The organism is Dietzia psychralcaliphila, assembly GCF_003096095.1.
GTDB classification, from domain to species: Bacteria; Actinomycetota; Actinomycetes; order Mycobacteriales; family Mycobacteriaceae; genus Dietzia; species Dietzia psychralcaliphila.
This window is the reverse complement of record NZ_CP015453.1, coordinates 306,344-331,786: the sequence shown is the minus strand read 5'-3', so window position 1 is coordinate 331,786 and position 25,443 is coordinate 306,344. Positions and strand designations below refer to the sequence as shown.

Here is a 25,443-nt window from a genome sequence, read left to right as displayed (position 1 = left end):
AGCGTAGCCGCGCACCCCTGACGGTGTGACCCGCTGCCGGTAGGTTCGGCGGGGTGGATGACGACGAGCCCTTCGATTCGGTCGACCCCGCGGCGCGCAGTCGCCACTATTCGTGGCCCCCGCTGCCCACCGCATCCGAGCGAACCCCGCACGCGGGCCTGGACGCCTTGCGGCGGATCGTCGACGGCGAGCGCCACCTCTCCCCCGGGGCACACACGCTCGGCCTGGAACTCTCGTCGGTCGCCGATCGCGTGGTCACCATGACCGCCGCACCCGGAGAATGGGCCCTGAACAACGGCGGGACAGTGCACGGTGGGATCGTCTCGGGCTGGGTCGACTCCGCGCTCGGTTACGCCACCGCGACGGTCGTCGACGAGGGCGTGGGCTACAGCACGCTCGACCTGACCGTCCGGTACATCCGCGCGCTCCGGCAGGAGAAGACCCCGGCGACGATCCACGCCGAGGTCGAACACGTGGGCCGGTCGACGTGCGTCGTGCAGGCCAAGGTCCTCGACACCGACGGGCGGACCTGCGCCAGCGCGAGCGGCGTGATGATGCTCTTCCGCCCCTGAGCGGCGGGCGACGGCCACCGGCGTGCCGACGCCGCCGCCCCTGTGGGCGGATCGGGATCAGCGGGGCGGCTCGAGCACGTCCTTGCCGACGAACGGGCGCAGCGCCTCGGGCACGATCACGGAGCCGTCCGCCTGCTGGTGGTTCTCCAGGATCGCCACGAGCCACCGCGTGGTGGCCAGCGTGCCGTTGAGGGTGGCGGCCGTCTGCGGCTTGCCGCTCTCGTCCCGATAGCGCACACCCAGCCGGCGGGCCTGGAACGTCGTGCAGTTGGACGTGGACGTGAGCTCGCGGTAGGCACCCTGGGTGGGGACCCACGCCTCACAGTCGTACTTGCGGGCGGCCGACGACCCCAGGTCTCCGCCGGCGATGTCGATCACCCGAAAGGGCAGACCCATGGCCTGCAGCATCTCCTTCTCGAAGCCCAGGAGCCGAAGGTGCTCGTCGTGCGCCTCCTCCGGCGTGCACCAGGAGAACATCTCGACCTTGTCGAACTGGTGGACGCGGATGATGCCGCGGGTGTCTTTGCCGTGGCTGCCGGCCTCGCGGCGGAAACACGACGACCAACCGACGTAGCGCTTCGGCCCGTCGGCGAGGTCCAGGATCTCCCCCTGGTGGTATCCGGCGAGCGCGACCTCGGAGGTGCCCACCAGGTAGAGGTCGTCGTCCTCGAGGTGGTAGATCTCGTCCGCGTGGGCACCGAGGAAGCCGGTTCCCTGCATGATCTCCGGGCGCACCAGGACCGGCGGGATCATGAGCGTGAACCCGTTGGCGGTGGCCTTCTGCGCTGCCAGCTGCAGCATCCCCAGTTGCAGGAGGGCGCCGTAGCCGGTGAGGAAGTAGAAGCGCGCACCCGAGACCTTGGCGCCGCGTTCCATGTCCAGCAGGCCTAGGCTCTCGCCCAGTTCGAGGTGGTCCTTGGGCTCGAAGTCGAAGGTCGGGATCTCGCCGATCCGCTCGATCTCCACGAAGTCGTCCTCGCCGCCGGCGGGGGTCCCCGCCTCGACGACGTTGGAGAGCAACCGCTGGAGCCGGTCGACCTCGGCCGCGGCGGACTTCTCCGCCTCCTCGGCGTCCTTGACCGCCTGCTTGAGCGCGCCGGCGTCCTCGAGCAACGCGGGGCGGTCCTCCGGCGAGGCCTGCCCGACCTTCTTGCCGTGCGCCTTCTGCTCGGCGCGCGCCCCGTCGGCTGCGGAGATCGACGACCGGCGGGCCTCGTCGGCCGCCAGTAGTTTGTCGACCAGCGAGGGGTCCTCGCCGCGGGTGCGCTGGGAATCGCGGACGAGGTCGGGGTTCTCGCGGAGAAGCTTGAGATCGATCACGGCGACCAGCCTAGCGGCCCTGTTCCCCTACCCGAATCCGCTACCGCGACCGCGCATCCGCTACCCGCGTGCGGGTAGCGGATCCGGCGTGAGGGCAGCGGATCCGGTGCGGTCCGGGTCAGACGCCGAAGAGTTCGAGGAAGGCGTCCTTCTCGAACATCCGGGCGGTGTCGACCGCCGTGGGTGTGCCCCCGTTCGGGTCCGCACCCCCCTCGAACAGCACCCGGACCACCTCGCCGTACCCCTTGAACACCGCGCCCGCGAGCGGGGTCTGGCCGCGGTCGTTGGCGCGGTCGACCTCTGCGCCGCGGGCGAGCAGCGCCCGGACGGTGTCGGGGTGCCCGTTGTAGGCGGCCAGCATGAGAAGTGCGTCACCGCGCTCGTTGGTGAGGTCCGGGCTCACACCGGCGTCGACATAGGCGGCAAGTCGTTCGGTCTCGCCGTCGCGCGCGAGCTGGAAGAGCATCTGGGCGAACTCGAGAACCTCCGGGTCGACGCCCTCACGCGGCGCGCGGGCGCCGCTGTCCGGGCCGCCGGCCTCGTCTCGGTTCTGTCCGCTCATGCCCTGAATCCTATCGGGGCGGCGAAGTTGCGGCATCATGGATGTGATGATCAATTCCTCGCGATCACCACACCAGGGCCGATCGCTGCTCCGGACCCGGGGCGCGGTCATGGCCTCACTCGTCGCGATACTGGCCGGCGGGGCCGTCACCGGCGGGCTCATGGCCTCGGCCATGGGTGATCCCAACTCCGCTACCGCCGAGCGGATCGCGGCGATCGTCCCGCAGGTCGATCCGCGGACCCTGTCCGGGCCCGCCTATGCCGACGCCACCCCGGGAACGTGCCTGACCTGGCAGGTCGACGCCGCGGACCGCGTCACCGCGTTCACGACCGTCGACTGCGCGGAGCCCCACCGCTTCGAGGTCGCCGGCCGGATCGACCTCACCGGGATACCCGGGTTCGGCGAGAACACCCCGCTCCCGGACAACTCGAGGCTGGCGCCGATCGGCACGGATCGGTGCCTGCCGCTGATCACCCGTTACGCGGGGGGCCGGGAGGTCGACCCGGCGGGCCGGTTCACCGGTCTGGTCGTACCCCCGTCCGAGGAGGGCTGGGACAAGGGCGACCACACGGTGTTGTGCGGAGTCGCCGCGGCCGAACTCGACGGCAGGTCGACCACCTCGACAGGGGTGTTCGCGGAGTCGGATCAGCATCGACGGTGGGACCCCGGCACCTGCCTGGGGTTCACCGACCAGGGTCTGCCCGGGGCGCCGGTCCCGTGTTCGGAGGACCACGCGATCGAGGTCGTCTCCGACATCGACGTCACCGGGATCTTCCCGGAGGCGCCCACCCCGCCGGAGCCGCGGGTGCAGTCCGAGCTCTCCGCGGATGCCTGCCTCGCCGCCGGGACCGCCTACCTCGGTGACGCCGAGGCGCTCCGTCAGACCACCCTCATCTCCACCCTGGTCAACCCGATCTCGCAGATCTCGTGGGCCACCGGGAGCCGCACCGTCAACTGCGGGCTGATGAGGGCCGCCGACCCCGGGCCGTTCGCGGTGCTGCGGGGCTCGGCTCGGCAGGGCGTGCTGATCGACGGCTCCACCCCGGTGGCTCCCACCACCACAGAGGTCCCGCCACCCGGAGTGGGCCAGGGGACTCCCGGTACCCCGACCGATCCTGATCCCGGGACGGTGTCCGTCCCGATCCCCGGCGGCACGCCGTGAGCATCGTCGTCGACGAGGCACGATTCGAGTCGCTGGTCGACGACGCTCTGGACTCCGTTCCGGACGCGTTGTTCACCGCGATGGACAACGTGGTGGTCCTCATCGCCGACCGCCATCCGGAGGAACCGGACCTCCTGGGCCTGTACGAGGGGGTGGCGTTGACCGAGCGCGACACCACCTACTCGGGCTTCCTACCCGACACCATCACGATCTACCGCGGAGCGCTGTGCGACTTCTGTTCCTCCGAGGAGCAGCTGGTCCACGAGGTGGCGGTGACGGTCATCCACGAGATCGCCCACCACTTCGGGATCGAGGAACACACCCTGCACGCCCTGGGGTGGGGCTGACCGGGCACGGGATGACCGGGCTGCGGTTCACCGGGCTGGGATTCACCGGGCTGGGTCGGGCGGGGTCGGGCGGGGTCGGGCGTCAGAACTCCGGGCGTCCGAGGTGGTCGCCCCACCGCTCGCAGGACCACCCACCGCGATCCGGCGCCAACTCGATGACCCCGCAGTTGGGGATCCGGTTGACCAGCGCCCACTGTGAGGGGACGGCGCCGGCGAACACCGCGATCATCCGCATGAGCGTGCCGTGCACCACCAGGACCACGTCGATCCCGTTGTCGAGGTAGCTCTCCCGCAGCTCCGACACCAGCGGCATCGCACGCTCCTGAACGGCCAGCGCACTCTCGCCCCCGGGCAGGCACGAGGTGAGGTCACCGTCCTCCAACCAGTCGCGCACGACCCGGTTGTAGGCCAGCAGCGCCTCGGTGCCGGTCCTCATCTCGTAGTGGCCGGCCTGCACCTCGTATGCGCCCGGCACGGCCTGGGTGGGCAGCCCCGTCGCCTCGGCGATCAGTCCGGCGGTCTCGCGGGCACGGGCGGCCTCCGAGCTGAGGATCACCGTCGGTGAGATTCCCGAGGCCGCGAGCTCCGCGCCGACCGTCCGCGCCTGGTCCCGCCCGAGTTCGGTGAGGGGAGCACCCGGCAGTGCGGTGTCCAGGGCCCCGGCGACGTTGGACGGCGTCTGCCCGTGACGGACCAGGTGCAGTCGTGCGCTCATCGCTCGTCGACCCCGTGCCGGAGACCGTCGATCCAGTCGAGAGCCTCGGAGCGATCCGGCGGTGCGGAGCCTGCGCCGACGCCGTCCGCGACGGGCCACGATCCGAGGAAACGCAGGTCTGCGGTCCGGTGGTGTAGTGCCGCCAACGCCTCGGCCACCACCGGGTCGTCGATGTGCCCGACGAGGTCCACGTGGAAGAGGTAGGTGAACCGCTCGACGCGGGTGGGTCGTGAGCCGATCCGGGTGAGGTCGATGTCGCGGATCGACAGTTCGGTGAGTGCCTGGACCAGCGAATTGGGCTCGTGCGGCAGCCCGAAGACCACGCAGGTGCGGTCGTGGCCGGTGCGCCCGATCGGAGGCCCCGGGCGGCCCACGAGAACGAACCGGGTGCGGGCCCCACCCACGTCGGCGACGTTCTCCGCGAGCGGGACGAGGCCGTTGATCTCGCCCGCTCGCGCCGGTGCAGCGGTGGCGTCGGCGCTGCCGGCCGCCACCTGCTCGGCCCCGGCCGCGGTCGACGACGTGGTCTCCATGTGGGCCCGCGGCAGGTTCACACCGACCCAACGGCGTACCTGCGCGGCGGCGATCGGGTGAGTCCGCAGGACCCGGACGTCGGCGGCGGCGGTTCCGGGTCGGACGAGGATGGAGAAGACCACGTCGAGCTCGGTCTCGGCGAAGATCTGCAGCCGCTGCCCCGCGGCGAGCGCGTCGCTGGTGGGGTTGACCGTGCCGTCGACCGAGTTCTCGAACGGCACGCAGGCGTAGTCGGCCGCACCGTCCCGGACCATGGCCAACGCCTCGTCCGGCGTGCCGGCCGGGACGGCCTCGGCCCCGGCGAGCAGCGCCGAGGTGTGCGCGTCCGTGCGGAGACGGTGCAGGGCGGCATCGGTGAAGGTTCCGGGCGGGCCCAGGTAGGCGACGGTGACCACGACGACAAGACTAGCCAGCGTCAGGGTCGCCCGGCGGACGCGAGGTCCGCCGAGACCCCCTCCAGGGACTCTTCCGGCACCACGGCACACGTCACGACGTCACGGATCGCCTCGCGCGCGGCCCGCGGCAGCGCGAGGAGGGCGGCCGGGTCCGGGGCGACGAGTGCGGCCCGGACATCCCCACCGGTCATGGCCGCGACCGCTCCCGCCAGCAGCGCCCAGATCTGACCGGCATCGGTGCACCGGGGGATCAGGCCCGACCCGAAACCGACCCCGGAGTGGGCCGCCAGCGCCAGCAGGTCGACCAGCCGGTCGGCCGCGGCACCCGTGCCGCCCAGACCCGGCGCCACGTCTATCACCACCGCGGTGTCCGCTGCCAGTACCTCGGCGACGGCGTCGTGTCCGGGGAGACCGGTGACGGGGTCCGTCGGCACCTCGACCGGTTCCGGGGCGGACCACCGGAGCAGCGTCGCGGCGAGCCCGGAACCTGCCACCACGAGGTCCTCGAGGAGGTCCGGGCGGGAGGGACCGCGGCTGAGCAGTTCGAGTGAGACCGTCATGACCACAGGTCTACACCGCGGCGTTGCTACTCTCTCCCCCGATGGGTTCCGACGACTCCCCCGCCTCCGATCACGCCCCCGCCCCGGACGACGCCCCCGACGCCTCTCACCTGACCCCCGAGGAGAAGCGCGGTCCGCGCACGTTCCGCGTGGCGCTGGCGTTACTGGTTTTTCTCCTGGTCGTGGCGGTGGCGACGGATCCCGCCTCGGTCCTGCCCAGGGACTCCACGCTGCACGGGGCCCACCACCTGGACGAGGAGTCGGGACTGGACATCGCGGTCCCGATCGGGTGGCAGATCATCGGCCAACCGGAGATCGGCACGATCCAGATGGCGCCGGTGGGCTCCGGGCAGGCCCTCGACACCCGGATCATCGCCGGGGTTCTCGAACCCGGGATCGCCGCCGCCGCGATCGCCGACGACCAGGGGGCCGCCACGGCGCTGGCGGAGATCATCCAGCTCTACCTCATGGGCGTCACGGGGACCCGCGACGAACAGCGCGTCACCGAGGTCCGCAACGAGGCCGGCGACGGGTCCGCCGTCTCGTATGTCCTGGTCCCCGACGACGCCGAGGACGCCACCGCCGGCGGACTGGTCTACGCCGCCGTGTTCGGATCAGAGGGTCGGCGGTGGTGGGTCGCGTACGTGACCAATTCCCAGCAATCGACCCCCGGGCCCCGCTGGATGGACCGGATCGTGAGCGACATCCGGTTGCCCGGATGACCGGCCGGGTGCGGCGCGTTCCCGAGGCGGGCCGCGTGCGTAAGGCGTTCTCCCCGCGAGAGGCGTTCCGGTGCTACGCCGCCAGGTTCGACCCGGTCACCGACCCCCGCGCCCGCCGGCTGCTGGCGGTCGAGCTCGTCGTCGTCCTCCTGGTGACCTTCGGTCTCGCCGGCCTCTACTCGGTCCTCGACCTCACCTCCGCGCTGCTCGCCCCGGAACCCCTGGCGGGCCAGTCCGCCACCCTCAACCCCTCGCGGTCCACCCATGCCTGGCTCGACGCCGGCTATCAGGTGCTCAGCGTGCTGCGGTTGGTGGCGTGGTCGCTGCTGCCGCTGGTCCTGCTCGCACACACCGGCATCGGGCCGAAGGCGGTCGGGCTCGTCCGCGATCGCGCCGGCCGGCAGATCGCATGGGGATTCGCCCTGGCCGCCGTCATCGGGATCCCCGGCCTCGCGTTCTACCTCGGTGCGGTGGCAGCGGGGTTCAACCTGCAGGTGGCGGCCTCCGGGCTCACGGAGACGTGGTGGCGCCCGGTCGTGCTGGTCATGGCCGCCGCGGGCAACGGCGCCGCCGAGGAGATCCTGGTCGTGGGCTACCTCCTCGTTCGCCTGCGCCAGCTCGGGGTCCCGCCCGCGGTCGCGCTGGTGGGCACGGCCCTTTTGAGGGGGTCGTATCACCTCTACCAGGGCTTCGGCGGCGGGCTGGGCAACCTGGCGATGGGCATCGTCTTTGCCCTCTGGTGGATGCGGACCCGACGACTCTGGCCGCTCGTCCTGGCGCACACCCTCCTGGACGTGGTCGCGTTCGTGGGTTATGCGCTGCTCGCGCCCCACGTCGCCTGGCTCTGACGGGCGGCGAACGCGGACCGTCTCCCCTCTCCCCCCAACTCGCGCGCCACCTCCGGCGGCGCGGTGCGGGACGCCGACCGGACCGGTGGCCAAGTAGAGTCCGGTCCCATGACCGACGACTCCAGGCGCCGGCACCTCACCCCTGAGGAGGCCGCCGAGCTCCGGCGCCGCGCGCGTGAGCGCCGCGGGTACGCCGACCCCGGCGTGCCGCGCGAACCCGCGCCGCGTCGAGATCCGCGTCGAGATCCGGGTCGAGATCCGGGTCGTGAACCCCGCCAGGAGCCCCGCGGCACGTCGGATCTTCGTCGTGCGGCCGGTCGCGACCCGCGCCGCTCGCCGGAACCCGGTCGCGAGCGGACGGCTGGTCCGGGCGGGTATCAACCCCGCCAGGAGCCCCAGCCCCTCTCCCGCGACGAGCGGGCCCGGTACGCGGGTCGAGCCGATCCGGGCCGAGACCCCCGTCGTGATCCGAACCGCGACCCGAACCGCGACCCCGCCCGCGCGTCGCGGTCGAGAGCCGGGGCACGTGACCCCCGCCGTCAGCCCGTCGACCCGCGCGATCCACGATCCGCCCGAAGGCCGTCCCGAGCCGGGTACGGGCCGTCACGAGATCGCCGCTCCCGCCGGGCACCCGGCAGGCGGCGGCTCGGGCCCGTGCGGATCCTGGGTCTGGTCCTGGTCCTGATCCTGACGTTGGGCGTGGTGAGCGTCCTGTGGGCGGACTCCAAATTGCAGAGGATCGACGCCCTCACCGACTACCCCGGGCGCGGGGGCAACACCCCGGGCAGCATCACCCTCCTCGTGGGGACCGACTCCCGCGAGGGGCTCACCCCGGAGCAACAGGCCCAGCTGTCCACCGGTTCCGAATCCGATGCCGGCGGCAAACGCACGGACACCATGATGCTGGTCTACACGCCGCGCGACGGCGGCCGCACCATGCTCATCTCGCTGCCACGCGACCTGTTGGTCGACATCCCGGGCTACGGGCAGAACAAGCTCAACGCCGCCTACACCTTCGGTGGACCGGCGCTGCTGACCCGCACTCTCGAGGAGCAGACCGGGATGCGGATCGACCACTACGCGGAGATCGGCTTCGGCGGCTTCGCCGGGATCGTCGACGCGGTCGGTGGTGTGGACATCTGCATCGAGGAGCCCATCAACGACCCGTTGGCCGGGCTCGACCTGGCCGCCGGCTGTCAGACCCTCGCGGGGCCGCAGGCCCTGGGGTTCGTCCGTACCCGCTACGGCTTCGCCGAGCAGGACCTCCAGCGGGTCCGCAACCAGCGGCAGTTCCTCGGCGCGCTCATGAGCGCGACCATGTCCCCGGGGAACCTGCTCAACCCCTTCACCGCGGTGTCACTGGTCGACGCGGGTTCGGAGGCCGTCACGGTGGACACCGGGGACCACATCTGGAACCTCGCCTCGGTGATGTGGAAGCTCAGGGGCGATCCGCTCACCGTGACCGCCCCCTACGACGGCATGGCTTCCGGCGCCGTGGGCTCCTACCTCGTGTGGGGTCCGAGCACCTCGGGATTCTTCGACGCGGTGGCCTCGGGACGCACCCCGCCGCAGGAGTACCTCGACCCCGGTCCCTGACCCGTTCCCCGGCCCCGTCCGGCAACGGGCGGGCCGGGCGGGCCGGGCCGGGCGGGCCGGGCCGGGCTATCGGCCTGGCTGGATCACCCCGCCGGCGTGATCGAGACGATCCCCCAGGTTCCGTCGGGGTTCTCCGCCACCCGGACACGCTGGCGCATCACCACCGGTTCCGCGTCGGGCGGGGACTCGGTGAGGCTCACCTCGAGGAGCGTGGGCGACAACTCCAGCGCCTCCACGCAGTGGGTGGTCCCCTCGGGCACCCGGTCCACCCCGTCGGCGCGTAGCTGTTCCCTGGTCATCCGGCTCGACGGTGAGACCGCCTCGAACGCCTTCTCCGCCGACCGATCGACGTAGTAGGCGTAGTCGAACGCCAACACCGTCTCCAACGGGGTGGCGAGGGAACCGGGGCCGTCGCCCACCACGCGGCCGGGCTCCGAGACCGGGGCGCAGTCCGTCGCCTCCCCACCGGTCGGGGTGAGGGCTCCGCGGGCGATGACGAACCCGAGCACTGCGGACCCGGCCAGTACCGCCACCCCGGCGACCGCGAACAGCGCGAGCCGCCGTGCGCGCCCGTCGCGGGTCGGGGAACGGTCGGGACCGAGCCCCGCGACCCCGGATCGAACGGACACGGGCTGCTCCGCGTCGAGGGGCAACGAGGACAGGTCCCGCTCCCGACGCCGGCTCTCCCCCGCACCGGGCTCACCGCGGCCACCGGGCTGACCGGGCTCTCCGACCGGCTCGTCGTCCCGCTCTCCAGCACCCAGTCTGATGCGGTTGGGGGAGATCTCCCGGGAGGAGTCCTGCGGCCCTGCGTCGGCCCGCTCGGGGACCGCACCACCTCGCCCGGCGGCCGACCGCGCAACCGCAGACGGCACGGCGGCGGACTGTTCGGGACCGGACGGTTCGGGGGTCGGCCCGGTCCGCAACCACGGCGGAACCGTCACCTCCGAGGTGGTGGCCTCGTCGTCGTCGCCCGTTCTCGGCTGGTCGGCCACGTCGGCCGCACCCCCTCCGCCACACGTCCGGCCGGGCGACCCGGTTGCCGCCCGAGGGGATACTAGAGGTCCCCGGGCCCGGTCGGGGGCCGGTGCCGCGTCAGCGCAGGGTGACCTGTCGCGCCCGGAGGCCGTCGCGCGACGCGCGTTCGTCCGAGCTGAGCGGACCGTCCTTAGCCAACGCCTCGCCCAGTCGCGCGTCGAGCTCCACAAGGCCCGGCGCCCATTCCTGATGGTGCATCTCCGGGTCCAGGTCGAACACCGGCACGAGCAACCCGTGGGTACGGAAGGACCCGGCGAACCGGGAGCCCTCGCCCAGGTGGAGGCCGCCTGCGGAGTGAACGCGTGCGAGTGCCTCGAACAGCGCGTCCTCGTTCTCCGGGCGTACCCAGCGGACGTGGGCCTTCTCGCCAGCGTCGACCCACCAGGCGGCGTCGATGCCGTCGGCCGCGACACGGGCGGAGGGCATCATGACCTCGTTGGCGTTCTTGATGGCCTGGGCGATCTCGGGCCTGACCTGGGCGTCCTCGGCGAGCCACCAGGAGAAGTCGCCGTGCACCACGATCTCCAGCGGGGCATCGGCGACCACGACGTCCTCCAACGCCGGGGTGGACTCGTCCGGATGGGAGGCGTTCAGGGTCTCCCCGCCCCCGGCGCGAGAGGCCCAGTCCACCGCGTAGGCCAGATCGACGGCCGGGTCGGGTCCGTGGACCTGCACCTGGAGGCCCACCATGGCCTCGCCGCCCAGCTCATCGTCACGCACGAGGCCGGCGATGGCCCCGGGCAGGACGGTCGCCAGCGTGATCTCGCGCCTTTCGGCGGTCGTGGTGAGTCGCGCGGTGGCCGACGGCACGAATTCGCGCATCGCGACCATGTCGCATTCCCCGGCGAACCCGGCGAACGGCCGGGGCTCGACGCTCAGTTCCTCACGCTCGGCCGCGCGCGCGGCGATCTTGGCCTGGCGGTTGCCGCCGGACTTGGGCTCATTATGGCGCTGACGTCTACCCACGGGCACCACGATACGGTGCGCCCGCGCGGCCCGCCCGCAGGAGGTACGGCCCCGGTCCGTCGATCACTCGTGGGGTGTGCCGGTCAGGCACGGGGTGCGGGCCCGTCCAGGACGGTCAGCGCCCGTGACGGGACGTTGGTGGCTACCCAGTCCACGCCCAGGTCACGGCACAGGAGCATGTCGGCCGGATCGTCGACCGTCCAGCAGTAGGTACCCATCCCCCGCGACCGCCAGTAGTCGACCAACCACGGCCGCGCCCGGAGCGCGCCGATGCTCGGGCCCATCAACTGGGCGCCGAACCCCTCGGCCGGCCACGACTTCAGGACGTTGCCGCGCTCCCGGAGCTGCACCGCCGGCACCTGCGGGGCCAGCTGCCTGAACCGCCGCACCGCCATGACGGAGAAGCTCATCATCACCGCTCGGGATTCGAGATGCGAGGCGGGGCGGTCCAGACCGAAGTACTTGAGTTCGTCGCGGAGGGCGACCTCGACCCGGCCACCGGAGGGCACCGGGTGCTTGGTCTCGAGGAACAACTTCACGTTCGGGTACGCCTCGGCCATCACGAGGAGACTGCGCAGCGTGAGAAGCGGTTCGGGCCTGCGGTGCACCGGATGCCACGTGCCGAGGTCCAGTGTCGAGAGCTCGTCCAGGGTGCTGGAGTGGACCCACACGTCGCGGTCCGCGACCCTGGCCGTTCTCGGGTCATGGAGGAGCACCGGGACCCCGTCGGAGGTGAGTCGTATGTCCACCTCGAGAGCTTCCGCGCCCTGTTTGAGCGCCTGCTCGTAGGCGACGAGCGTGAGTTCGGGGAACTCGGCCGAGGCCCCTCGGTGGGCGACGACCCCACTCCTGGTGGACACCGTGGACTGCAGATGTGTGGTCGCGGGGACCGTCACGTCTACTCCTCTCGAGCGGGGGACGTGTTCACGATCCCTCGCGGGAGAAGCCGGTGGGTGAACCGCGGGGAAGGCTCGTCGAAACTCCGCATGACGGTCCGGGTCTCCCGCGCCGCCCACACCGCGGCTGCCGCCGCCAGTGCGGTGAGCACCACCGTGTCCGCTGCGGCCTGCGAACCCTCTCCCGTGCCGCGCCACAGCGCGAGCGCGACAGCCACACCGTTCACGGCGACGGCCACCCACCAGCGGCGGAGCTCGGACCTGGAGGACGCGCGGGTCGAGGCCAGGCGGAGCTCCTCGAGGTAGACCGGTATCCGGAACCAGTTGATGACGGGCAGGAGGCATCCGATCCACAGACCCGCCCGCCTCCGCGGATCCGGAACGGGTGAGTACACGCGACGACGGGCCTCGACGAGCCATGCGGTCGCCGCGACGGCCGCCGCCACCCCGACGGCGATCGCCACCACTCCCGCCACCCACACGAGCGCGGTGGTCGTGGCCTCCACCCACCACGGGGCCAGACGATCGGAGTACCAGGCCAGAACCGCGTACCGCAGACCGTGGACCACGGCGGCCACCGCGAACCACGTCCCGGCCGCCCCGACGATCCCGGGCGCCACCGCGGCCACTCGCGCGCGCCTGCAGGGTTCGGGCTGCTCCAGCCGATGAGGGATCGCGACCGGTGGCAGGCCCCACCTCGGGGTCGCCGGGTAGGCCGGGGTCCGGTCCCCCCACGCCGGTCCCGAGCGGTGCCGGGGCGTCGGAGGTCTGGTCCCCGGTACCGGCGGACGCCACGGCGGGTGCGCGACCCAGCGCCACTGGCCGGTCCGCCGCGGTGAGGTCATGGCGACCATGCTGGCACAGCGGGCCCGGGGCGCGACGGTGACGGCGACGCTCAGTCCCAGCTGTTGACGTGACGCATCAGCGGGAGGGCCTTCCGCTGGATCCGGCCCATCCGCGAGTGGATCGCGTCGAGGGTCTCGATCGCCTCGGCCACGTACGGCCCCTTGTTGAGCATCACGCACTCGGACCGCTGCGCCGAGCCGGCGTCGGAGATCTCCGCGCGGGACGGCATCCCGGTCTTCGCGAGCGATTCCAGCACCTGGGTCGCCAGCACGACCGGAACGCGGGCCGCCTGGCACATCAGGGTGATGTTGCGCGGGATCTCCGAGAGCGACTCGAAACCCATCTCGACGGCGAGGTCGCCGCGCGCGATCATGACCCCGATCCGGTGGTGACGCATAGCCTCCAGCAGCAGATCCGGCAGCGCGCGGTAGCCCTGCCGGGTCTCGATCTTGAGCAACAGGCCCAGCTCACGCCCCGATTCCGCGGTCGCGGCCCGCAGCGCTTCCACCGCGTCGGCGACATCTCCCCTCGTCCGCACGAAGGACAGGGCAACGACGTCGGCGTGCCGGGCCGCGAACCGCAGGCACTGGCGGTCCTCATCGGTGAGCGCGGGGGTCTCCACCTCCACTCCAGGCACGTTGATGCCCTTCTCCGACCCCAGCCAGCGCCCGCCCTCGCGGCACCGCACCACCTCCAGTCGGGCCCAGGGGCCGTCCTCCTGCCCCGGTGTCGAGGTCGAGGTGACGTCGGCGGAGATCACGCCGTCGTCGAACAGGACGCGGTCTCCCACCGACAGCGCCTCCACGACAGCGGGCAACGCACAACCCAGGCGGATCTCCTCCCCGGACGGCGGCGGCTCCACCGGTTCCATGTCGCCGGTGAGCAGGATCGAGTCCCCGCGGTGGACCCGGATCCGGCGCGGCACCGCGGGGATGCCACGGACCCGGGTGTGCTCGAAGTCGCAGTCGATCAGCGTCCCGTCGCGCACCCACGCGTTGCGGCCCCCTTCCGCCAGGACTCCGTCGGTGCCCGCGGACACCACGGTGAACCGCCGTCGGAGCCGCCGCGCGTCGGGGACCTCGATCACGTCTCCCGGTGACCGGCCCGCGAGCCACCGTGGGTCCACCCGTACGCACAGTGCGGGGTGTCCGCGCGCGGCGGGCGGTGCCGGCGTGTCTGCCGGATCCAGGCCCTGGCGGGTGAACCAGATGCGCGCGGGGTCGATCACCCCGCCTCCCGGCTCCCGGGTGACCCGCGCCCTGCCCACCGGCGCGCCGAGGGCCACCGGCCCTGTCCGCAGTTTGGGTCCGGCCAGGTCCATCGAGACCGGGATCCTCCTGCCGACGGTCCGTTCCGCCGCTCGGACCGCGGCGATCATCGACTCCCACCGCTCCGGGTCGTCGTGGGCGCAGTTGATGCGCGCCAACCCCATGCCCCGCTCGGCCAGGTCCAGGACCAGCCGGGGGTCGTCGGCGGCCGACGACGGCAACGTCACCATGACCCGACCGGACCGGCCGTGGCGGGGAGTTCCGAGCAGCTCGTCCGCATGGGCTGCCAGCGCCGCGTCCCCGGCAGCACGCGCCTCGGCCGTGGCCTCCCGGTCCGCGAAGGGCGTCGGGTCCTGCCCCTGGAGCGCGGCCAACGCGGCACGGGCGGCGCCGAGAGCCGCCTCCACGTCGTCCTCACATCCGACCAGGGGAGAGACGCCGACGTCGAGCAGTCGATCCTGCAGGTCCCGCAGGTCGTGTCTGCGAAGGGTCGCGTAGTCGACGAGGTTCAGGGCGCCGTCGCGGTGGGTCGGGGCCACCTGGTCCATCTCCGACGTCCGCTCGGCGCGGCCTGGGGCGAGGTCGCCCAGGATGGAATCGAGTTCACGGGTCAGGTCGGAGTACACGTGCTCAGTCTTGTCGTTCCCGGGCCGCATGAGCGGTCCGGGACCGAGGCGGAACAGCGAATTCACCTGCCGGACACCCCGTGGGGGTGACGGACCGGCTCTGAGCCTGTAGGGTTCTCCTCAGTAGTTGAAAACGTACGTTGTATTTCTGTAGATCCACCGTTCTTGCGAGAGAACGATGCGGCACCGCAGGGAAACACACAGCACGCTCTCTGCTGCATCATCTGGTACTCCGACAAGCGGAGTGCCGACTCTCGAAAGGACGCCAATATGGCTACCGGCACCGTTAAGTGGTTCAACGCTGACAAGGGCTTCGGCTTCATCGCTCCGGACGACGGCTCCGCCGACGTCTTCGCGCACTTCTCCGCCATCCAGGGCTCGGGCTACCGCTCGCTCGAGGAGAACCAGCAGGTCTCCTTCGACGTCGCGCAGGGCGCCAAGGGCCTGCAGGCGGAGAACATCACCCCGATGTGATCTGACGTCAGAGCAATCTGACGCCGCATCGACGTAAAGGGCCCGGCCCGGGAGAAATCCCGGCCGGGCCCTTTCGCATGTCCGGAGCGAAATCCCGTTCCCACGCCGTCGGCGGCATCGGCCCGGAGTCTCCCCGCGCGGCGGGGCCCGACCCGGCCCGGCGGGGCCCGGCCGGGCCTCGGACAGACCTCAGATCGGGCAGGCCACTCCGCTTCGCACATGACAGTCGTAACCGCCGGGGTTCTTAAGCAGGTACTGCTGGTGATAATCCTCGGCGTAGGCGAACTCTCCCGACCGGACCTCCCCGAGCAACCCGAACTCCGTGGTCAGGGGCCCGTGACCGGCCGCGTCCAGCTCCTTCTGATACGCCGCGCCCAGACGACGGGCCGCCTCCAACTGCTCCGGGGTGGTGGCGAACACAGCCGACCTGTACTGCGTCCCCATGTCATTGCCCTGGCGCATCCCCTGGGTGGGGTCGTGCCACTCGAAGAACGTGGCGAGGAGCCGTTCGACGGGCAACACCTCGGGATCGAACACCACCAGGACGGCCTCCGTGTGCCCGGTGGCACCCGTGCAGGTCTCCTCGTAGGTGGGGTTGGGGGTCCACCCGCCGGCGTAGCCGGCGGCCGTGGTCCACACCCCCGGGAGTTGCCAGAGGATCTTCTCCGCACCCCAGAAGCAGCCCATCCCCAGCACGATCGACTCGTGCCCCTCGGGGAACGGGGGCACCATCGGGTTGCCGGTGGCGATGTTGGTCGGCGCCACCGCGATCGGTTCGGACCTACCCGGCAGCGCCGACTCGGCGTCGATCACCTCGGTCGCCGTGCGCATCGTGGATTGTCGTATCGCGTCCTGTAGCCAGCCCATGACGCCAGAGTAACCCTGCGGCGGGACTGTGATCCGGACGTGATGTGACGAACGCCATAGTTCGCGCTAGGGTGGCCGCAGATCGACCATTGGGGAGTTCGACGTGACCGCTTCAAAGCCCGCCGCACAGCAACTGCGCGACATCCTCGACCGCGGCTCGTCCCAGCCCTTCGAGGGATCGGGGTGCAGTGACCACGTCAGTCATCGCAACCTCGCCGTCAGCGTCGCGATCGCCGCCCTGTTGCTGATCGCGCTGATCGCACTCCTCGTACTCTGACCTGCTGCGACCCTGTTACACCAGCCCCTCGCGAGCCACCCGGACCAATAGCGGGGCCCAGGGCGCGCAATCGTCCTCCGGGAGCCCGGCGACGACTCGCAACTCGGCCGTCGTGAGCCACCGCGCCTCGGCGATCTCCGCCAGGGGTTCCATGCGTCCGTCCGACTCGGCAGCGAACACCTCGGAGACCAGCCTGAACCCGTGTTCGTTGGCTGTCGCGGTGTCGAACCGCCCCAGCGGGGTCAGTAGCTCCGGGGTGATCGTCACCCCCAACTCCTCCCCGACCTCCCGGACCGCGCACTGCCTGGGCGACTCCCCCGGTTCCCACTTCCCGCCGGGCAGCATGAAGCGATCCGTACCGGTCTTGCGCACCGTCACCACCGCTCCGTCCGCGCGGGTCAGCGCCACCGCCGAGACCGAGATGACGCGGACGGGGGCCGAATCGGAATGATCCATGTCCCCGATCATGGCAGGTCGTAACCGCTGCCACCGGCCGGTGGTTCCGGTGGCCGACGCCGTTCGTGCTCGATCACTATGGTGGGAACCGGACGTCGTGACGGGCGCCACGGGCGAGACCCGCGCGCAGCCCGTCACTCAACTGAGAGGACTCACCACTATGGCCGAGTACATTCTTCCCGATCTCGACTATGACTACGGCGCTCTGGAGCCGCACATCTCCGCCGAGATCATGGAGCTCCACCACTCCAAGCACCACGCCACCTACGTCAAGGGTGCCAACGACGCGATCGAGCAGCTCGCCGCTGCGCGCGAGGACGGCAGCATCGCCGCCAAGGCCCCGCTGCTGAGCAAGAACCTGGCCTTCCACCTCGGTGGCCACACCAACCACTCGGTGTTCTGGAAGAACATGTCGCCGGAGGGTGGCGACAAGCCCGAGGGCGAGCTGGCCTCCGCCATCGACGCCGAGTTCGGCTCGTTCGACAAGTTCCAGGCCCACTTCAACGCCGCCGCCACCACCCTTCAGGGTTCGGGCTGGGCCGTTCTGGGCTGGGACCACATCGGGCAGCGCCTGATCATCCAGCAGCTGACCGACCAGCAGGGCAACATCTCGATCAACATCACCCCGCTGCTCATGCTGGACATGTGGGAGCACGCCTTCTACCTCCAGTACAAGAACGTCAAGCCGGACTACGTCAAGGCCTGGTGGAACGTCGTGAACTGGGCGGACGTCGCGCAGCGTTACGCCGCCGCCAAGGGCTGACCGCCCCACCGACGGATCGACCCCCGGGCCCCCGCGCATCCTGCGCGGGGGCCCGCCGTCGTCGAGTCGAGGGTGGCTTCCCGGTCGGTCGTCCAGTTGGGTAACGTCACGCCCCAAGAGGTGACCAAGGTCACCAGCCGTCCGCGCACCCCGGGAGCCTGATGCCGATGTCTCACCACGCCACCGACCGCCACGGGGCCGGTCACCGCGGAGTCAGGCGACGTTCCGTTCTGGGCGGGGCCGCCGCCCTCGGCGGGGTGGCGGCGTTGCACTCGCTCCTGCCGGCCGTCTCGTCCGCACAGACCACCCGGATGTACGTGGGACGGGGCATCGGTGACATGACCGGGGAGTCCCTCGGGGCGGGGATGAACGGCTACGCCGACACCGAGCAGCACTCCGTAGGACTGCATCTCCGGCAGAGGGCACGGGCGTTCGTCTTTGCCGACTCGCCGTCGTCTGCCCGGTTCCTGCACGTGACCGCCGAGATCGGGTTGATCTTCCAGTCCATCCACCAGGAGGTCCTCCGGCGCCTGGCCGCCGAGTTCGGCGACACCTACCACGAGGGCAACGTCGTGATCACGGCCACGCACACTCACTCCGCCGCCGGCGGCACGTCCGGTCACCCGATGGTCGACCTCTCGATGCTCGGGTTCCGACCCGTCACCTTCGACGCCAACTGCGCCGGGATCGTGGACGCCGTCCGTATGGCTCACCATGACCTCGCGCCGTCCGGCGTCGGGGTCACCACGGGGCAGCTGCACGACGCCGGCGTCAACCGCTCCCGCGGCTCCTTCGACCGGGACACCCCCGGTGAACGCGCCCACTTCCCCACCGGCATCGACCCCCGGTCGCAATCCCTGCAGATCACCCGGGGCGAGCGCCTGGTCGGAGTGCTCAACTGGTTCGCCTCCCATGCCACCTCCATGACCGCCGCCAACACGCTCTCCTCCTCGGACAACAAGGGATACGCCGCCTGGCACTGGGAGCGCGAGGTAGCCGGTCAGGACTACCTGGCCGGAGGCGCACCGGCCCTGGTCACCGCCTTCGCCCAGACCAACCCCGGGGACGTCAGCCCCAACCTCGACCTCGAGCCCGGGCGCGGTCCGACGCCCGACGAGTGGCTCAACACCCGCATCAACGGCGAGCGACAGTTCGCCGCCGCCCGCGACCAGGTGGGCCGGGGCGTACGACCGCTCGGAGGCGGGATCGACGTCCGTCACCGCTGGGTCGACATGTCGGCGGTCGATGTGCGGCCGGAGTTCACCGGCGATGGTCGCACGCACCGCACCGCCGTGGCCGCGCTCGGCGCGGCGTTCGCCGCCGGCAGCCAGGAGGACGGCGGGGGCGCCGAGGAGTTGCCCTTCAACGAGGGCGACCGGGGCGGGAACCCGGAGATCAAGGCCATCTCCGAGGTCGTGATCCCCGCCTGGCTGCGGGAAGCACACGGCGCCAAGGACGTCCTGCTGCCCGTCGGTCTGGTGCCGCACGCCATCCAGCGCGTGTACCCGTTCCACCTGGTCCGGCTGGGCGGGCACTACCTGTTCAGTCTGGGCTTCGAGCCGACCGTCGTGGCGGGACTGCGCCTGCGCCGCACGCTGGCGTCCGAACTCGGCGTCCCCGAGGACCACGTCACGGTGCAGGGGTACTCCAACGCCTACGGGCACTACGTCACGACCCCGGAGGAGTACTCGGCCCAGAACTACGAGGGCGGGGCCACCGCGTTCGGTCCGTGGACGCTGCCCGCCATCCAGCAGGTGGCCGCCGACCTGGCGCGCTCGATGCGGTCGGGGACCCCTCTGGATCCGGGGGTCTCCGAGCGCGACCTCACCGGACAGATCCCCGTCTCCCCGCTGGGTAACCCGCTCGTGGACACCCCGGCGCCGCTGCGGAACTTCGGCGACGTACTCGACCCGCCCCTGCCCGGGTACCGGACGGGGCAGCGGGTCGCGGTCAGGTTCTCCGGCACCAACCCCAACTCCGACCTGCGTCGGGGCGACACCTACCTCGCCGTGGAGCGCCGGGACGGCAGCCGGTGGATCCGGGTCCACGACGACGGCGACTGGTCCACCATGATCGTGTTCGAGGGCCTGCTCACGGTGACGAACGCCCTCGTCACCTGGGACATCCCGCCGGGCACACCGGCCGGCGTCTACCGTGTGGTCTACACCGCCTCCGGTCGCGGTATCGACGGCAGGTTGTTCCCCGTGCGGGGGGAGAGTCCGGCCTTCGACGTGCGCTGAACACGGTTCTGGGACACTGGGTCGGTAACTGCTTGCACCTCCTAGTGCTCGCCTCCCAAAGAGAAAGGACATCACCCGTGGACATCAAGGGTGCATCCGTCATCGTCACCGGCGCCGCCTCCGGCCTGGGCAACGCCACCGCGCGCTCGTTCGCCGAGAAGGGCGCGATCGTCTTTGGCCTCGACCTCCAGCAGTCCATCGACAAGGCCGTCGAGCAGGGCATCGACGAGGGGATCACCCTCATCCCCGCCGACGTGACCAGCGAGGACGACGTCAAGGCCGCCATCGCCAAGGCCACCGAGGCCGCCCCGCTGCGCGTCGTGGTCAACTGCGCCGGCATCGCCCCGGCCGCCCGCATCGTCTCCAAGAAGGGCGTGCACGCGCTGGACCTGTTCCAGACCTGCATCTCGGTGAACCTGGTGGGCACCTTCAACGTGCTGCGTCTGGCCGCCGAGGCCATGTCCACCCAGGACACGGTGGACGAGGACGGCCAGCGCGGCGTCATCATCAACACCGCCTCCGTGGCCGCGTATGAGGGCCAGGTCGGCCAGATCGCCTACGCAGCGTCCAAGGGCGGCGTGTACTCGATGGGCATCTGCGCGGCTCGCGACCTCGCCCAGTTCGGTATCCGGGTCAACACCATCGCCCCCGGCACCATCGAGACCCCGATGCTCCGCGGCCTCACCGAGGAGTTCCAGAAGACCCTCGAGGCCTCGATCCCGTTCCCGTCGCGCCTCGGGCGCCCCTCGGACTACGCACAGCTGGCCAACGCGATCGTCGAGCAGGACTACCTCAACGGCGAGAGCTTCCGCATGGACGGCGCCCTCCGGATGGCCCCGCGCTAGGACACCGGACCGCCTCGGAGACGAGCGATCGGCGCAGAGGCCCGCACCCCGAGAGGGGCGCGGGCCTCCGCCGTACCGGGGGCCTCCGCCGTACCGCCTGTACCGGGGGCCCGCCGTACCGCTGTACCGGGGGGCTCCGCCGTCACGGGAGCGGGACCCGGGCGGACCGGCAACGTCACCCAATGGCCATCGCACCGATGACAGCCGAAGGCCCGCCCCCGTGTCAGGAGGCGGGCCTTCGATGTCGTGGCGGGCGATCGCTCACCGACCGGACGCGGTAGAGACTCAGCGGCCGGAGGTCGGCCTCGCCGGCGTCGAGCTCGCCGGCTCAGCGCTGCACGCTCAGCCGCGGCCGTTCGGGGTGTCCGGGCCGGGGGCCTGGGGAGCGGGAGCCGGGGCGGCCTGCGGGGGCGCGACCGGGGTCCCCGGCAGCGGCGGGAGGACGATGCCCGCGTCGGTGAGCGCCTGGTGGATCTGCGGTGCGAAGTAGATCCCCGCGCCGATGACCGCGGCGGAACCGCCCACCAGGACCAGCGGCCCGAGTGAACCCGCCGCCGGCAGCGAACCGGCGTCAGAACCGAGGACCAGGGTGGCGCCCTCGCCGACCCCGAGCGAACCCGCGACCGACGCCGCCGCCGGCTCGACCGAGCCCACGAGGGACTCGTCCAGGAGGGAGCCGCTGGCGTCGACGGAGCCGGTGCCGGGTGCCGGGTCGCTCAGGGTGATGGAACCGGCGGCGTCGATGAGCGACCCCGCGACAGGCGCCAGGGAACCCGTCGACGGCTCACCGAAGATGGCGGAGCCCGAGGTGTCGAGCGAGCCCTCTCCGGTGGCGTTGGCATCAAGGATGAGCGAGCCCAGGTCCTGCGGGATCGAACCGTCTCCGGCCGACTCTCCGCTGCCCTCGCTGCCGCTGCTCAGGGTGCCGAGGCTGTCGGCGCCGAGGCTGTCGGCGGACAGGCTTCCGGTGCCGTTGTCCTGGGCGGTGGCGACGCCGGCGGCTCCGGAGATGGCGAGGGCGGTGGCGGCTGCGACGGCAGCGGCCCTACGGATCGTGAACGTCATGGGTTCGTCTCCGAGTGTGGGGCGGCATCCGGCGTGGATTCGCGACAGGACACCCGTGAGGGATGGGCTTTCGGGGTCAGGCGACGACGCTCGGGTATCGTCGTAAACTTTGACCCTTGCGTCCCACCATATCCCTGCTACTCAGCAAAGCAACAGCTCCCTCTCAGTGAGAACTTGGTTAGAATCCGCCCGAAATCCACTCGCGCACAGCCCGGGTCGCGCGGACGTCGTCCTCGTTGTAGGCGAGGATCCGCGCTCTGCCCGAGTCCCGCTCCACCCCTCTCGAGGCCTGTGCATCCCGGTACCAACCGATCGACGCCTCACCCCCGGCGTCCGGGTCGCGCCAGTGGAACCCCGCCACCGGCGCCACCACCTTGAGCCCGAGCCCGGAGGTGGAGACGAACTGGGTCGCCACCGCCTCGTGGACGTCGACCCACTGCGGCGAGGAGATGAACGTGCGCACCTCTGCCACCGAGGGGACGCCCTTGACCACGGCTGCGGTTCCGTCCGGCCCGAACCTGGTGGCGGTCGAGAGCATCCAGGCGTTCTCGGCGGACCTCGAGTAGCAGTAGGCGCGGAAGGTGCGCCCCTGCCCCGCGGCCCTGTCCCGGATGCCGGTGAGCCAGCGCCAGAACTCGGCGAACGAGCGGCCCTCGTCCGGATCCGGTAGCCGGGCCCAGGTCGCGAACGACCGGTAGCCCTCCGCTTCGAGGCGACGCCCGTCCCGCAGGGTGAGAAGGGTCCCCCACAGGTAGGCGCCGTCGTCCAGGTGGCTCTCCAGATCCACGTCCACCTCGATGTCCGCGCGTGGGATGGTCGGGCGGGCCACCTTGGGCACGACCACCTCGCCGTCCCGGTGCGCGCGGGCCCGCAACACCGCGTCGGAGAACGGTTCACCGTTCCAGTCCGGCGGACGCTCCGGCCCGGCCTCCGCGAGTGCCGCCACCGTGCGGATACCCGCCGCGCGCACCGGTCCCACCTGCCCACCGCCCACGACGAGGCTCACGTCGTCGGAGATGACCAGCCGGTCGCGGCACCCCGCCACGGGCGTCCCCCGGTCGTCCCAGCCCTCCCACCACGGGCAGGTGCGGCACTCGCCGATCCGGCTGGGCTCAGTGGCCAGCTCGCCCCGGAGCACGGCCAGGCGCGTGGCGTGGTTCCGGTCGGCCGCGGCCAGGACCGGACCGAGATCGTGGACCACCGCGCGCGCGGACCCCAGTCCGAGCACGGCCCCGACCGGGTCGGGGGAAGCGTGCCCCAGCACGTCGAGGAGGTGCCACGCGTGGACCAGACGGTCCAGATCCGCCGGATGACGACGAAGCCGCAGCGTCGGATCGGGGGCGGGATCCCAGTCGAGCAGACGGGTCACCAGCGCCCCCGCCGATCGCCGGCTCCGCCGCGGGTCCACGACCTTGTGGTTCACCACCAGGACGGGGGCGTACCCCCCGCCCGGCACCGCCGCGAGCGTGCAGCGCAGACCAGCTCTCCCCGTGTCGGGATCGGCGGGCAGGGCGGCGCCCCACACCAGAGTCGCCCCCTCGGTCAGCGCATCCCGGGTCACCGCCTCGTCGTCGTCGCCGGGGACGTCACCCGGCAGATCCGTCCAGTGGTCTCCCACCACGTCCACCACCCGCGCGTCGGCGCGGGCGTTCCGAAGCGCACGCACACGGAGCCCGGCGCGGCGATCCGCGGCGGCCATCGCCCGCAGCCGCACGCCCTCGTCCAGTGGCGCCGTCCGCCACCACGACGGGCCCGCGTCCCGCTCCCGGGCCACGCGGTGCAGACACCTGGCCCCCGAGGCCGGTCCCGCCACCGCACCGTCGAGGGCCCCACTCGATCTGTTCCGGGCACCGTCCATCGACGTCCATCATTGCGCACACCGCGCACGGATACCGGTCCGGTGCTCACCGGCGGACTGTTCGCCTAGGCTGGGGACCTGATGTTCGCGACGAGAGAAGGATCGACGCCCATGGGCAAGCTGACGACCTACCGCGACAAGCGCGCCGAACTCCGTGCCCACGCTTCCGCGCTCAAGTCCACCGCCATGACCGAGGCCAAGCTCGCCGCCAAGGAGACGAGGCGCAAGGCCAGGGAGGCGCACCGCGTCGACCTGGCCGAGGCCAGGAAGCGCGCGAAGCTGGAGGGCAAGAACGCGGACCGCAAGGCCAAGCGTGAGGCCAAGCGGGCCAAGCGGCAGGACGCACTCGCCCAGAAGGCCTCCAAGCGTGGCCGCAAGGCCGAGAAGGCCATGTCCAAGCAGGAGCGTGCCACCATCAAGCGCGAGGCCAAGTTCGTGGCCAAGGACCGCAAGGCGGCCGAGAAGATCGAGGCGGCCGGCCGGAAGCACGAGTACCAGCTCGCCGAGATGGAGCTGAAGAAGCTCGAGGGCACCAAGCTCGGCAAGGAGGACGTGCAGCGCTGGCTGAGCGTGGCCAAGGTCGCCACCCCGGTCCTGCTGCCGATGCTCTACAAGCTCGTGTCCAACGCGCAGGGTTCCGCCGGCAGACCCGCCGACGTCGGCGCCGTGGACCTCAAGGCGGCCGGTATCGATGCCACCGGTCCCGGCGCGGCCCTCGGTGCCCGCATCGTCCGGCTGGAGCAGACCCTCGACCAGCTCGAGGTCGGCCGACGCGGCGACCGTCAGGTCGAGGACTTCATCTCCTCCACCCGGACGCGTCTCAAGGACCTGCGCACGGCCGTCGAGACGGCCGAGACCACCCCGACCTCCCAGCGCCGCGAGGTGCACTCCGCCATCTCGGGTGAACTCGACCGGGTCAACAAGGACGTGCTCGCCCGCCTCGGCGTCACCCCGTGACCGCGATGCGGGGGCGGGTGGCCTCCACGGCGCTCGCCCTCACCCTGGCCGCCGGTGTCGCCGCTCCGGCCACCGTCCTCGCCCCGGTCGCCGCAGCGCACTCGGTCCTGGTCTCCGTGGACCCACAGGACGGGGCGACGCTCGAGACCTCGCCCGATCAGGTCACGTTGACGTTCAACGAGGAGATCAACCAGATGTTCGCCTCGGTGGCCGTGACCACCGGCAGCGACCGGGCCAACCTCGTCGTGGGAGAGCCCACGGTGGAGGGTCCGGTCGTCACCGTGGCGCTCGACGACCTGGCGGACGGCCCCTACACCGTCGGCTACCGGGTCACCTCGGCCGACGGCCACGTCGTGAGCGGCACCTCGGTCTTCACCGTGCAGGCCGGGGAGGCCGGGTCCGGGGAGACCGCCATCGGCGCCACCGGCGATTCGGCCGAAGACCAGGTGGGCGACCAGTCCGACCCTGCCGGGAACCAGACCGCCGACCAGACCTCGGGCGAGGAGTCCGGCGGCATCGACCCCGCACTGTGGGTCGTGGCCGGCCTGGCCGTCCTGCTGATCGGCGGCGCGTTCGTGCTGCTGCGCCGCGGAAAATAGCGACCCCGGGCCTCAGGCGCGCACTCGGCCGACCTGGCCCAGCGTGAGCGTCTTCGGGCGGGGCTCCCC

Annotated in this window: 28 protein-coding genes; 14 read left to right on the top strand and 14 right to left on the bottom strand. The window is 71.6% G+C overall.

The window, feature by feature from the left end:
- Positions 1-53: 53 nt before the first annotated feature.
- Complete coding sequence (locus A6048_RS01440; protein ID WP_107747912.1) at positions 54-572, top strand: PaaI family thioesterase; 519 nt, start codon at positions 54-56, stop codon at positions 570-572.
- Between the two features lie 57 nt (positions 573-629).
- On the opposite strand, the gene serS is transcribed toward A6048_RS01440, so the two are convergent.
- Positions 630-1,892, bottom strand: coding sequence for a serine--tRNA ligase (gene serS, locus A6048_RS01435; RefSeq protein ID WP_107747911.1), 1,263 nt, complete (start codon positions 1,890-1,892; stop codon positions 630-632).
- Between the two features lie 118 nt (positions 1,893-2,010).
- Positions 2,011-2,454, bottom strand: coding sequence for an ankyrin repeat domain-containing protein (locus tag A6048_RS01430; RefSeq protein WP_107747910.1), 444 nt, complete (start codon positions 2,452-2,454; stop codon positions 2,011-2,013).
- A gap of 46 nt (positions 2,455-2,500) precedes the next feature.
- Between A6048_RS01430 and A6048_RS01425 the strand changes: the two genes are divergently transcribed.
- The gene (locus tag A6048_RS01425) at positions 2,501-3,616 is read left to right on the top strand and encodes a septum formation family protein (RefSeq protein ID WP_235027521.1); all 1,116 of its coding nucleotides are present in this window, start codon (positions 2,501-2,503) and stop codon (positions 3,614-3,616) included.
- On the top strand, positions 3,613-3,963 hold the full coding sequence (locus A6048_RS01420) for a metallopeptidase family protein (RefSeq protein WP_107747909.1): 351 nt from the start codon (positions 3,613-3,615) through the stop codon (positions 3,961-3,963). Before A6048_RS01425 ends, A6048_RS01420 begins: the two co-directional genes overlap by 4 nt.
- A gap of 82 nt (positions 3,964-4,045) precedes the next feature.
- Here the strand turns inward: A6048_RS01420 and A6048_RS01415 are convergent, their stop codons facing one another.
- Genes A6048_RS01415 through A6048_RS01405 form a run of 3 tightly spaced genes read right to left on the bottom strand, consistent with a single transcriptional unit; the run spans position 4,046 to position 6,167 of the window.
- Positions 4,046-4,678 carry a histidine phosphatase family protein gene (locus tag A6048_RS01415; protein ID WP_107747908.1) on the bottom strand — a complete coding sequence of 211 codons (633 nt, stop codon included), beginning with the start codon at positions 4,676-4,678 and terminating at the stop codon, positions 4,046-4,048.
- Positions 4,675-5,607 (bottom strand): prephenate dehydratase, encoded by a 933-nt coding sequence (pheA, locus tag A6048_RS01410; protein WP_107747907.1) that lies wholly within the window; start codon positions 5,605-5,607, stop codon positions 4,675-4,677. The genes A6048_RS01415 and pheA overlap by 4 nt, the downstream gene beginning before the upstream one ends.
- Before the next feature lie 20 nt (positions 5,608-5,627).
- Positions 5,628-6,167, bottom strand: coding sequence for a hypothetical protein (locus tag A6048_RS01405; protein WP_107747906.1), 540 nt, complete (start codon positions 6,165-6,167; stop codon positions 5,628-5,630).
- A gap of 41 nt (positions 6,168-6,208) precedes the next feature.
- Here A6048_RS01405 and A6048_RS01400 point away from each other — a divergent pair, with 41 nt between their 5' ends.
- The 4 genes from A6048_RS01400 (at position 6,209) to A6048_RS01385 (ending at position 9,333) form a co-directional block, all read left to right on the top strand.
- Positions 6,209-6,889, top strand: coding sequence for an APA family fibronectin-binding glycoprotein (locus tag A6048_RS01400; protein ID WP_107747905.1), 681 nt, complete (start codon positions 6,209-6,211; stop codon positions 6,887-6,889).
- Positions 6,886-7,737: a CPBP family intramembrane glutamic endopeptidase gene (locus tag A6048_RS01395; RefSeq protein WP_107747904.1), complete on the top strand. Its 852-nt coding sequence runs from the start codon at positions 6,886-6,888 to the stop codon at positions 7,735-7,737. Before A6048_RS01400 ends, A6048_RS01395 begins: the two co-directional genes overlap by 4 nt.
- Positions 7,738-7,912: 175 nt before the next feature.
- Positions 7,913-8,422: a hypothetical protein gene (locus A6048_RS01390; RefSeq protein WP_107747903.1), complete on the top strand. Its 510-nt coding sequence runs from the start codon at positions 7,913-7,915 to the stop codon at positions 8,420-8,422.
- Positions 8,392-9,333, top strand: coding sequence for an LCP family protein (locus tag A6048_RS01385; RefSeq protein ID WP_107747902.1), 942 nt, complete (start codon positions 8,392-8,394; stop codon positions 9,331-9,333). The genes A6048_RS01390 and A6048_RS01385 overlap by 31 nt, the downstream gene beginning before the upstream one ends.
- A gap of 83 nt (positions 9,334-9,416) precedes the next feature.
- Here A6048_RS01385 and A6048_RS01380 read toward each other — a convergent pair whose 3' ends face one another.
- The 5 genes from A6048_RS01380 to A6048_RS01360 all read right to left on the bottom strand — a co-directional run bounded on the left by A6048_RS01380 (position 9,417) and on the right by A6048_RS01360 (position 15,039).
- Positions 9,417-10,328, bottom strand: a complete 912-nt coding sequence (locus A6048_RS01380) for a DUF8176 domain-containing protein (protein WP_107747901.1) — start codon at positions 10,326-10,328, stop codon at positions 9,417-9,419.
- Positions 10,329-10,428: 100 nt separating this feature from the next.
- A complete protein-coding gene (locus A6048_RS01375) occupies positions 10,429-11,337 on the bottom strand; it encodes a DUF5926 family protein (RefSeq protein WP_107747900.1) in 909 nt (302 codons plus the stop codon).
- An 83-nt stretch (positions 11,338-11,420) separates the two neighbouring features.
- Positions 11,421-12,233 (bottom strand): glycerophosphodiester phosphodiesterase family protein, encoded by an 813-nt coding sequence (locus A6048_RS01370; protein ID WP_107747899.1) that lies wholly within the window; start codon positions 12,231-12,233, stop codon positions 11,421-11,423.
- Between the two features lie 2 nt (positions 12,234-12,235).
- Positions 12,236-13,078, bottom strand: coding sequence for a DUF4328 domain-containing protein (locus A6048_RS01365; RefSeq protein WP_244911035.1), 843 nt, complete (start codon positions 13,076-13,078; stop codon positions 12,236-12,238).
- Positions 13,079-13,128: 50 nt separating this feature from the next.
- Positions 13,129-15,039, bottom strand: a complete 1,911-nt coding sequence (locus A6048_RS01360) for a pyruvate kinase (protein WP_244911034.1) — start codon at positions 15,037-15,039, stop codon at positions 13,129-13,131.
- 204 nt (positions 15,040-15,243) lie between these two features.
- Here A6048_RS01360 and A6048_RS01355 point away from each other — a divergent pair, with 204 nt between their 5' ends.
- A complete protein-coding gene (locus A6048_RS01355; RefSeq protein ID WP_007629661.1) occupies positions 15,244-15,447 on the top strand; it encodes a cold-shock protein in 204 nt (67 codons plus the stop codon).
- A 189-nt stretch (positions 15,448-15,636) separates the two neighbouring features.
- Here A6048_RS01355 and msrA read toward each other — a convergent pair whose 3' ends face one another.
- Positions 15,637-16,314 (bottom strand): peptide-methionine (S)-S-oxide reductase MsrA, encoded by a 678-nt coding sequence (msrA, locus tag A6048_RS01350; RefSeq protein ID WP_159110387.1) that lies wholly within the window; start codon positions 16,312-16,314, stop codon positions 15,637-15,639.
- 103 nt (positions 16,315-16,417) lie between these two features.
- On the opposite strand from msrA, the gene A6048_RS18160 reads away from it, so the two are divergent.
- On the top strand, positions 16,418-16,591 hold the full coding sequence (locus A6048_RS18160; RefSeq protein WP_159110386.1) for a hypothetical protein: 174 nt from the start codon (positions 16,418-16,420) through the stop codon (positions 16,589-16,591).
- Between the two features lie 15 nt (positions 16,592-16,606).
- Here the strand turns inward: A6048_RS18160 and A6048_RS01345 are convergent, their stop codons facing one another.
- A complete protein-coding gene (locus A6048_RS01345; protein ID WP_235027618.1) occupies positions 16,607-17,047 on the bottom strand; it encodes an NUDIX hydrolase in 441 nt (146 codons plus the stop codon).
- A gap of 160 nt (positions 17,048-17,207) precedes the next feature.
- Between A6048_RS01345 and A6048_RS01340 the strand changes: the two genes are divergently transcribed.
- The 3 genes from A6048_RS01340 to A6048_RS01330 all read left to right on the top strand — a co-directional run bounded on the left by A6048_RS01340 (position 17,208) and on the right by A6048_RS01330 (position 20,895).
- Positions 17,208-17,810 (top strand): superoxide dismutase, encoded by a 603-nt coding sequence (locus tag A6048_RS01340; RefSeq protein ID WP_107747896.1) that lies wholly within the window; start codon positions 17,208-17,210, stop codon positions 17,808-17,810.
- Between the two features lie 167 nt (positions 17,811-17,977).
- The gene (locus A6048_RS01335) at positions 17,978-20,050 is read left to right on the top strand and encodes a neutral/alkaline non-lysosomal ceramidase N-terminal domain-containing protein (protein ID WP_235027282.1); all 2,073 of its coding nucleotides are present in this window, start codon (positions 17,978-17,980) and stop codon (positions 20,048-20,050) included.
- A 77-nt stretch (positions 20,051-20,127) separates the two neighbouring features.
- Positions 20,128-20,895 carry an SDR family NAD(P)-dependent oxidoreductase gene (locus tag A6048_RS01330; protein WP_107747894.1) on the top strand — a complete coding sequence of 256 codons (768 nt, stop codon included), beginning with the start codon at positions 20,128-20,130 and terminating at the stop codon, positions 20,893-20,895.
- Positions 20,896-21,237: 342 nt separating this feature from the next.
- Here A6048_RS01330 and A6048_RS01325 read toward each other — a convergent pair whose 3' ends face one another.
- Together A6048_RS01325 and A6048_RS01320 are read right to left on the bottom strand one after the other, a co-directional pair.
- Positions 21,238-21,960, bottom strand: a complete 723-nt coding sequence (locus A6048_RS01325; protein WP_107747893.1) for a hypothetical protein — start codon at positions 21,958-21,960, stop codon at positions 21,238-21,240.
- A gap of 178 nt (positions 21,961-22,138) precedes the next feature.
- Positions 22,139-23,818, bottom strand: a complete 1,680-nt coding sequence (locus A6048_RS01320) for a TM0106 family RecB-like putative nuclease (RefSeq protein ID WP_107747892.1) — start codon at positions 23,816-23,818, stop codon at positions 22,139-22,141.
- A gap of 111 nt (positions 23,819-23,929) precedes the next feature.
- Here A6048_RS01320 and A6048_RS01315 point away from each other — a divergent pair, with 111 nt between their 5' ends.
- Together A6048_RS01315 and A6048_RS01310 are read left to right on the top strand one after the other, a co-directional pair.
- Positions 23,930-24,775 carry a DUF6474 family protein gene (locus tag A6048_RS01315; protein WP_107747891.1) on the top strand — a complete coding sequence of 282 codons (846 nt, stop codon included), beginning with the start codon at positions 23,930-23,932 and terminating at the stop codon, positions 24,773-24,775.
- 5 nt (positions 24,776-24,780) lie between these two features.
- Positions 24,781-25,374 (top strand): copper resistance CopC family protein, encoded by a 594-nt coding sequence (locus A6048_RS01310; protein WP_235027508.1) that lies wholly within the window; start codon positions 24,781-24,783, stop codon positions 25,372-25,374.
- Positions 25,375-25,443 lie beyond the last annotated feature (69 nt).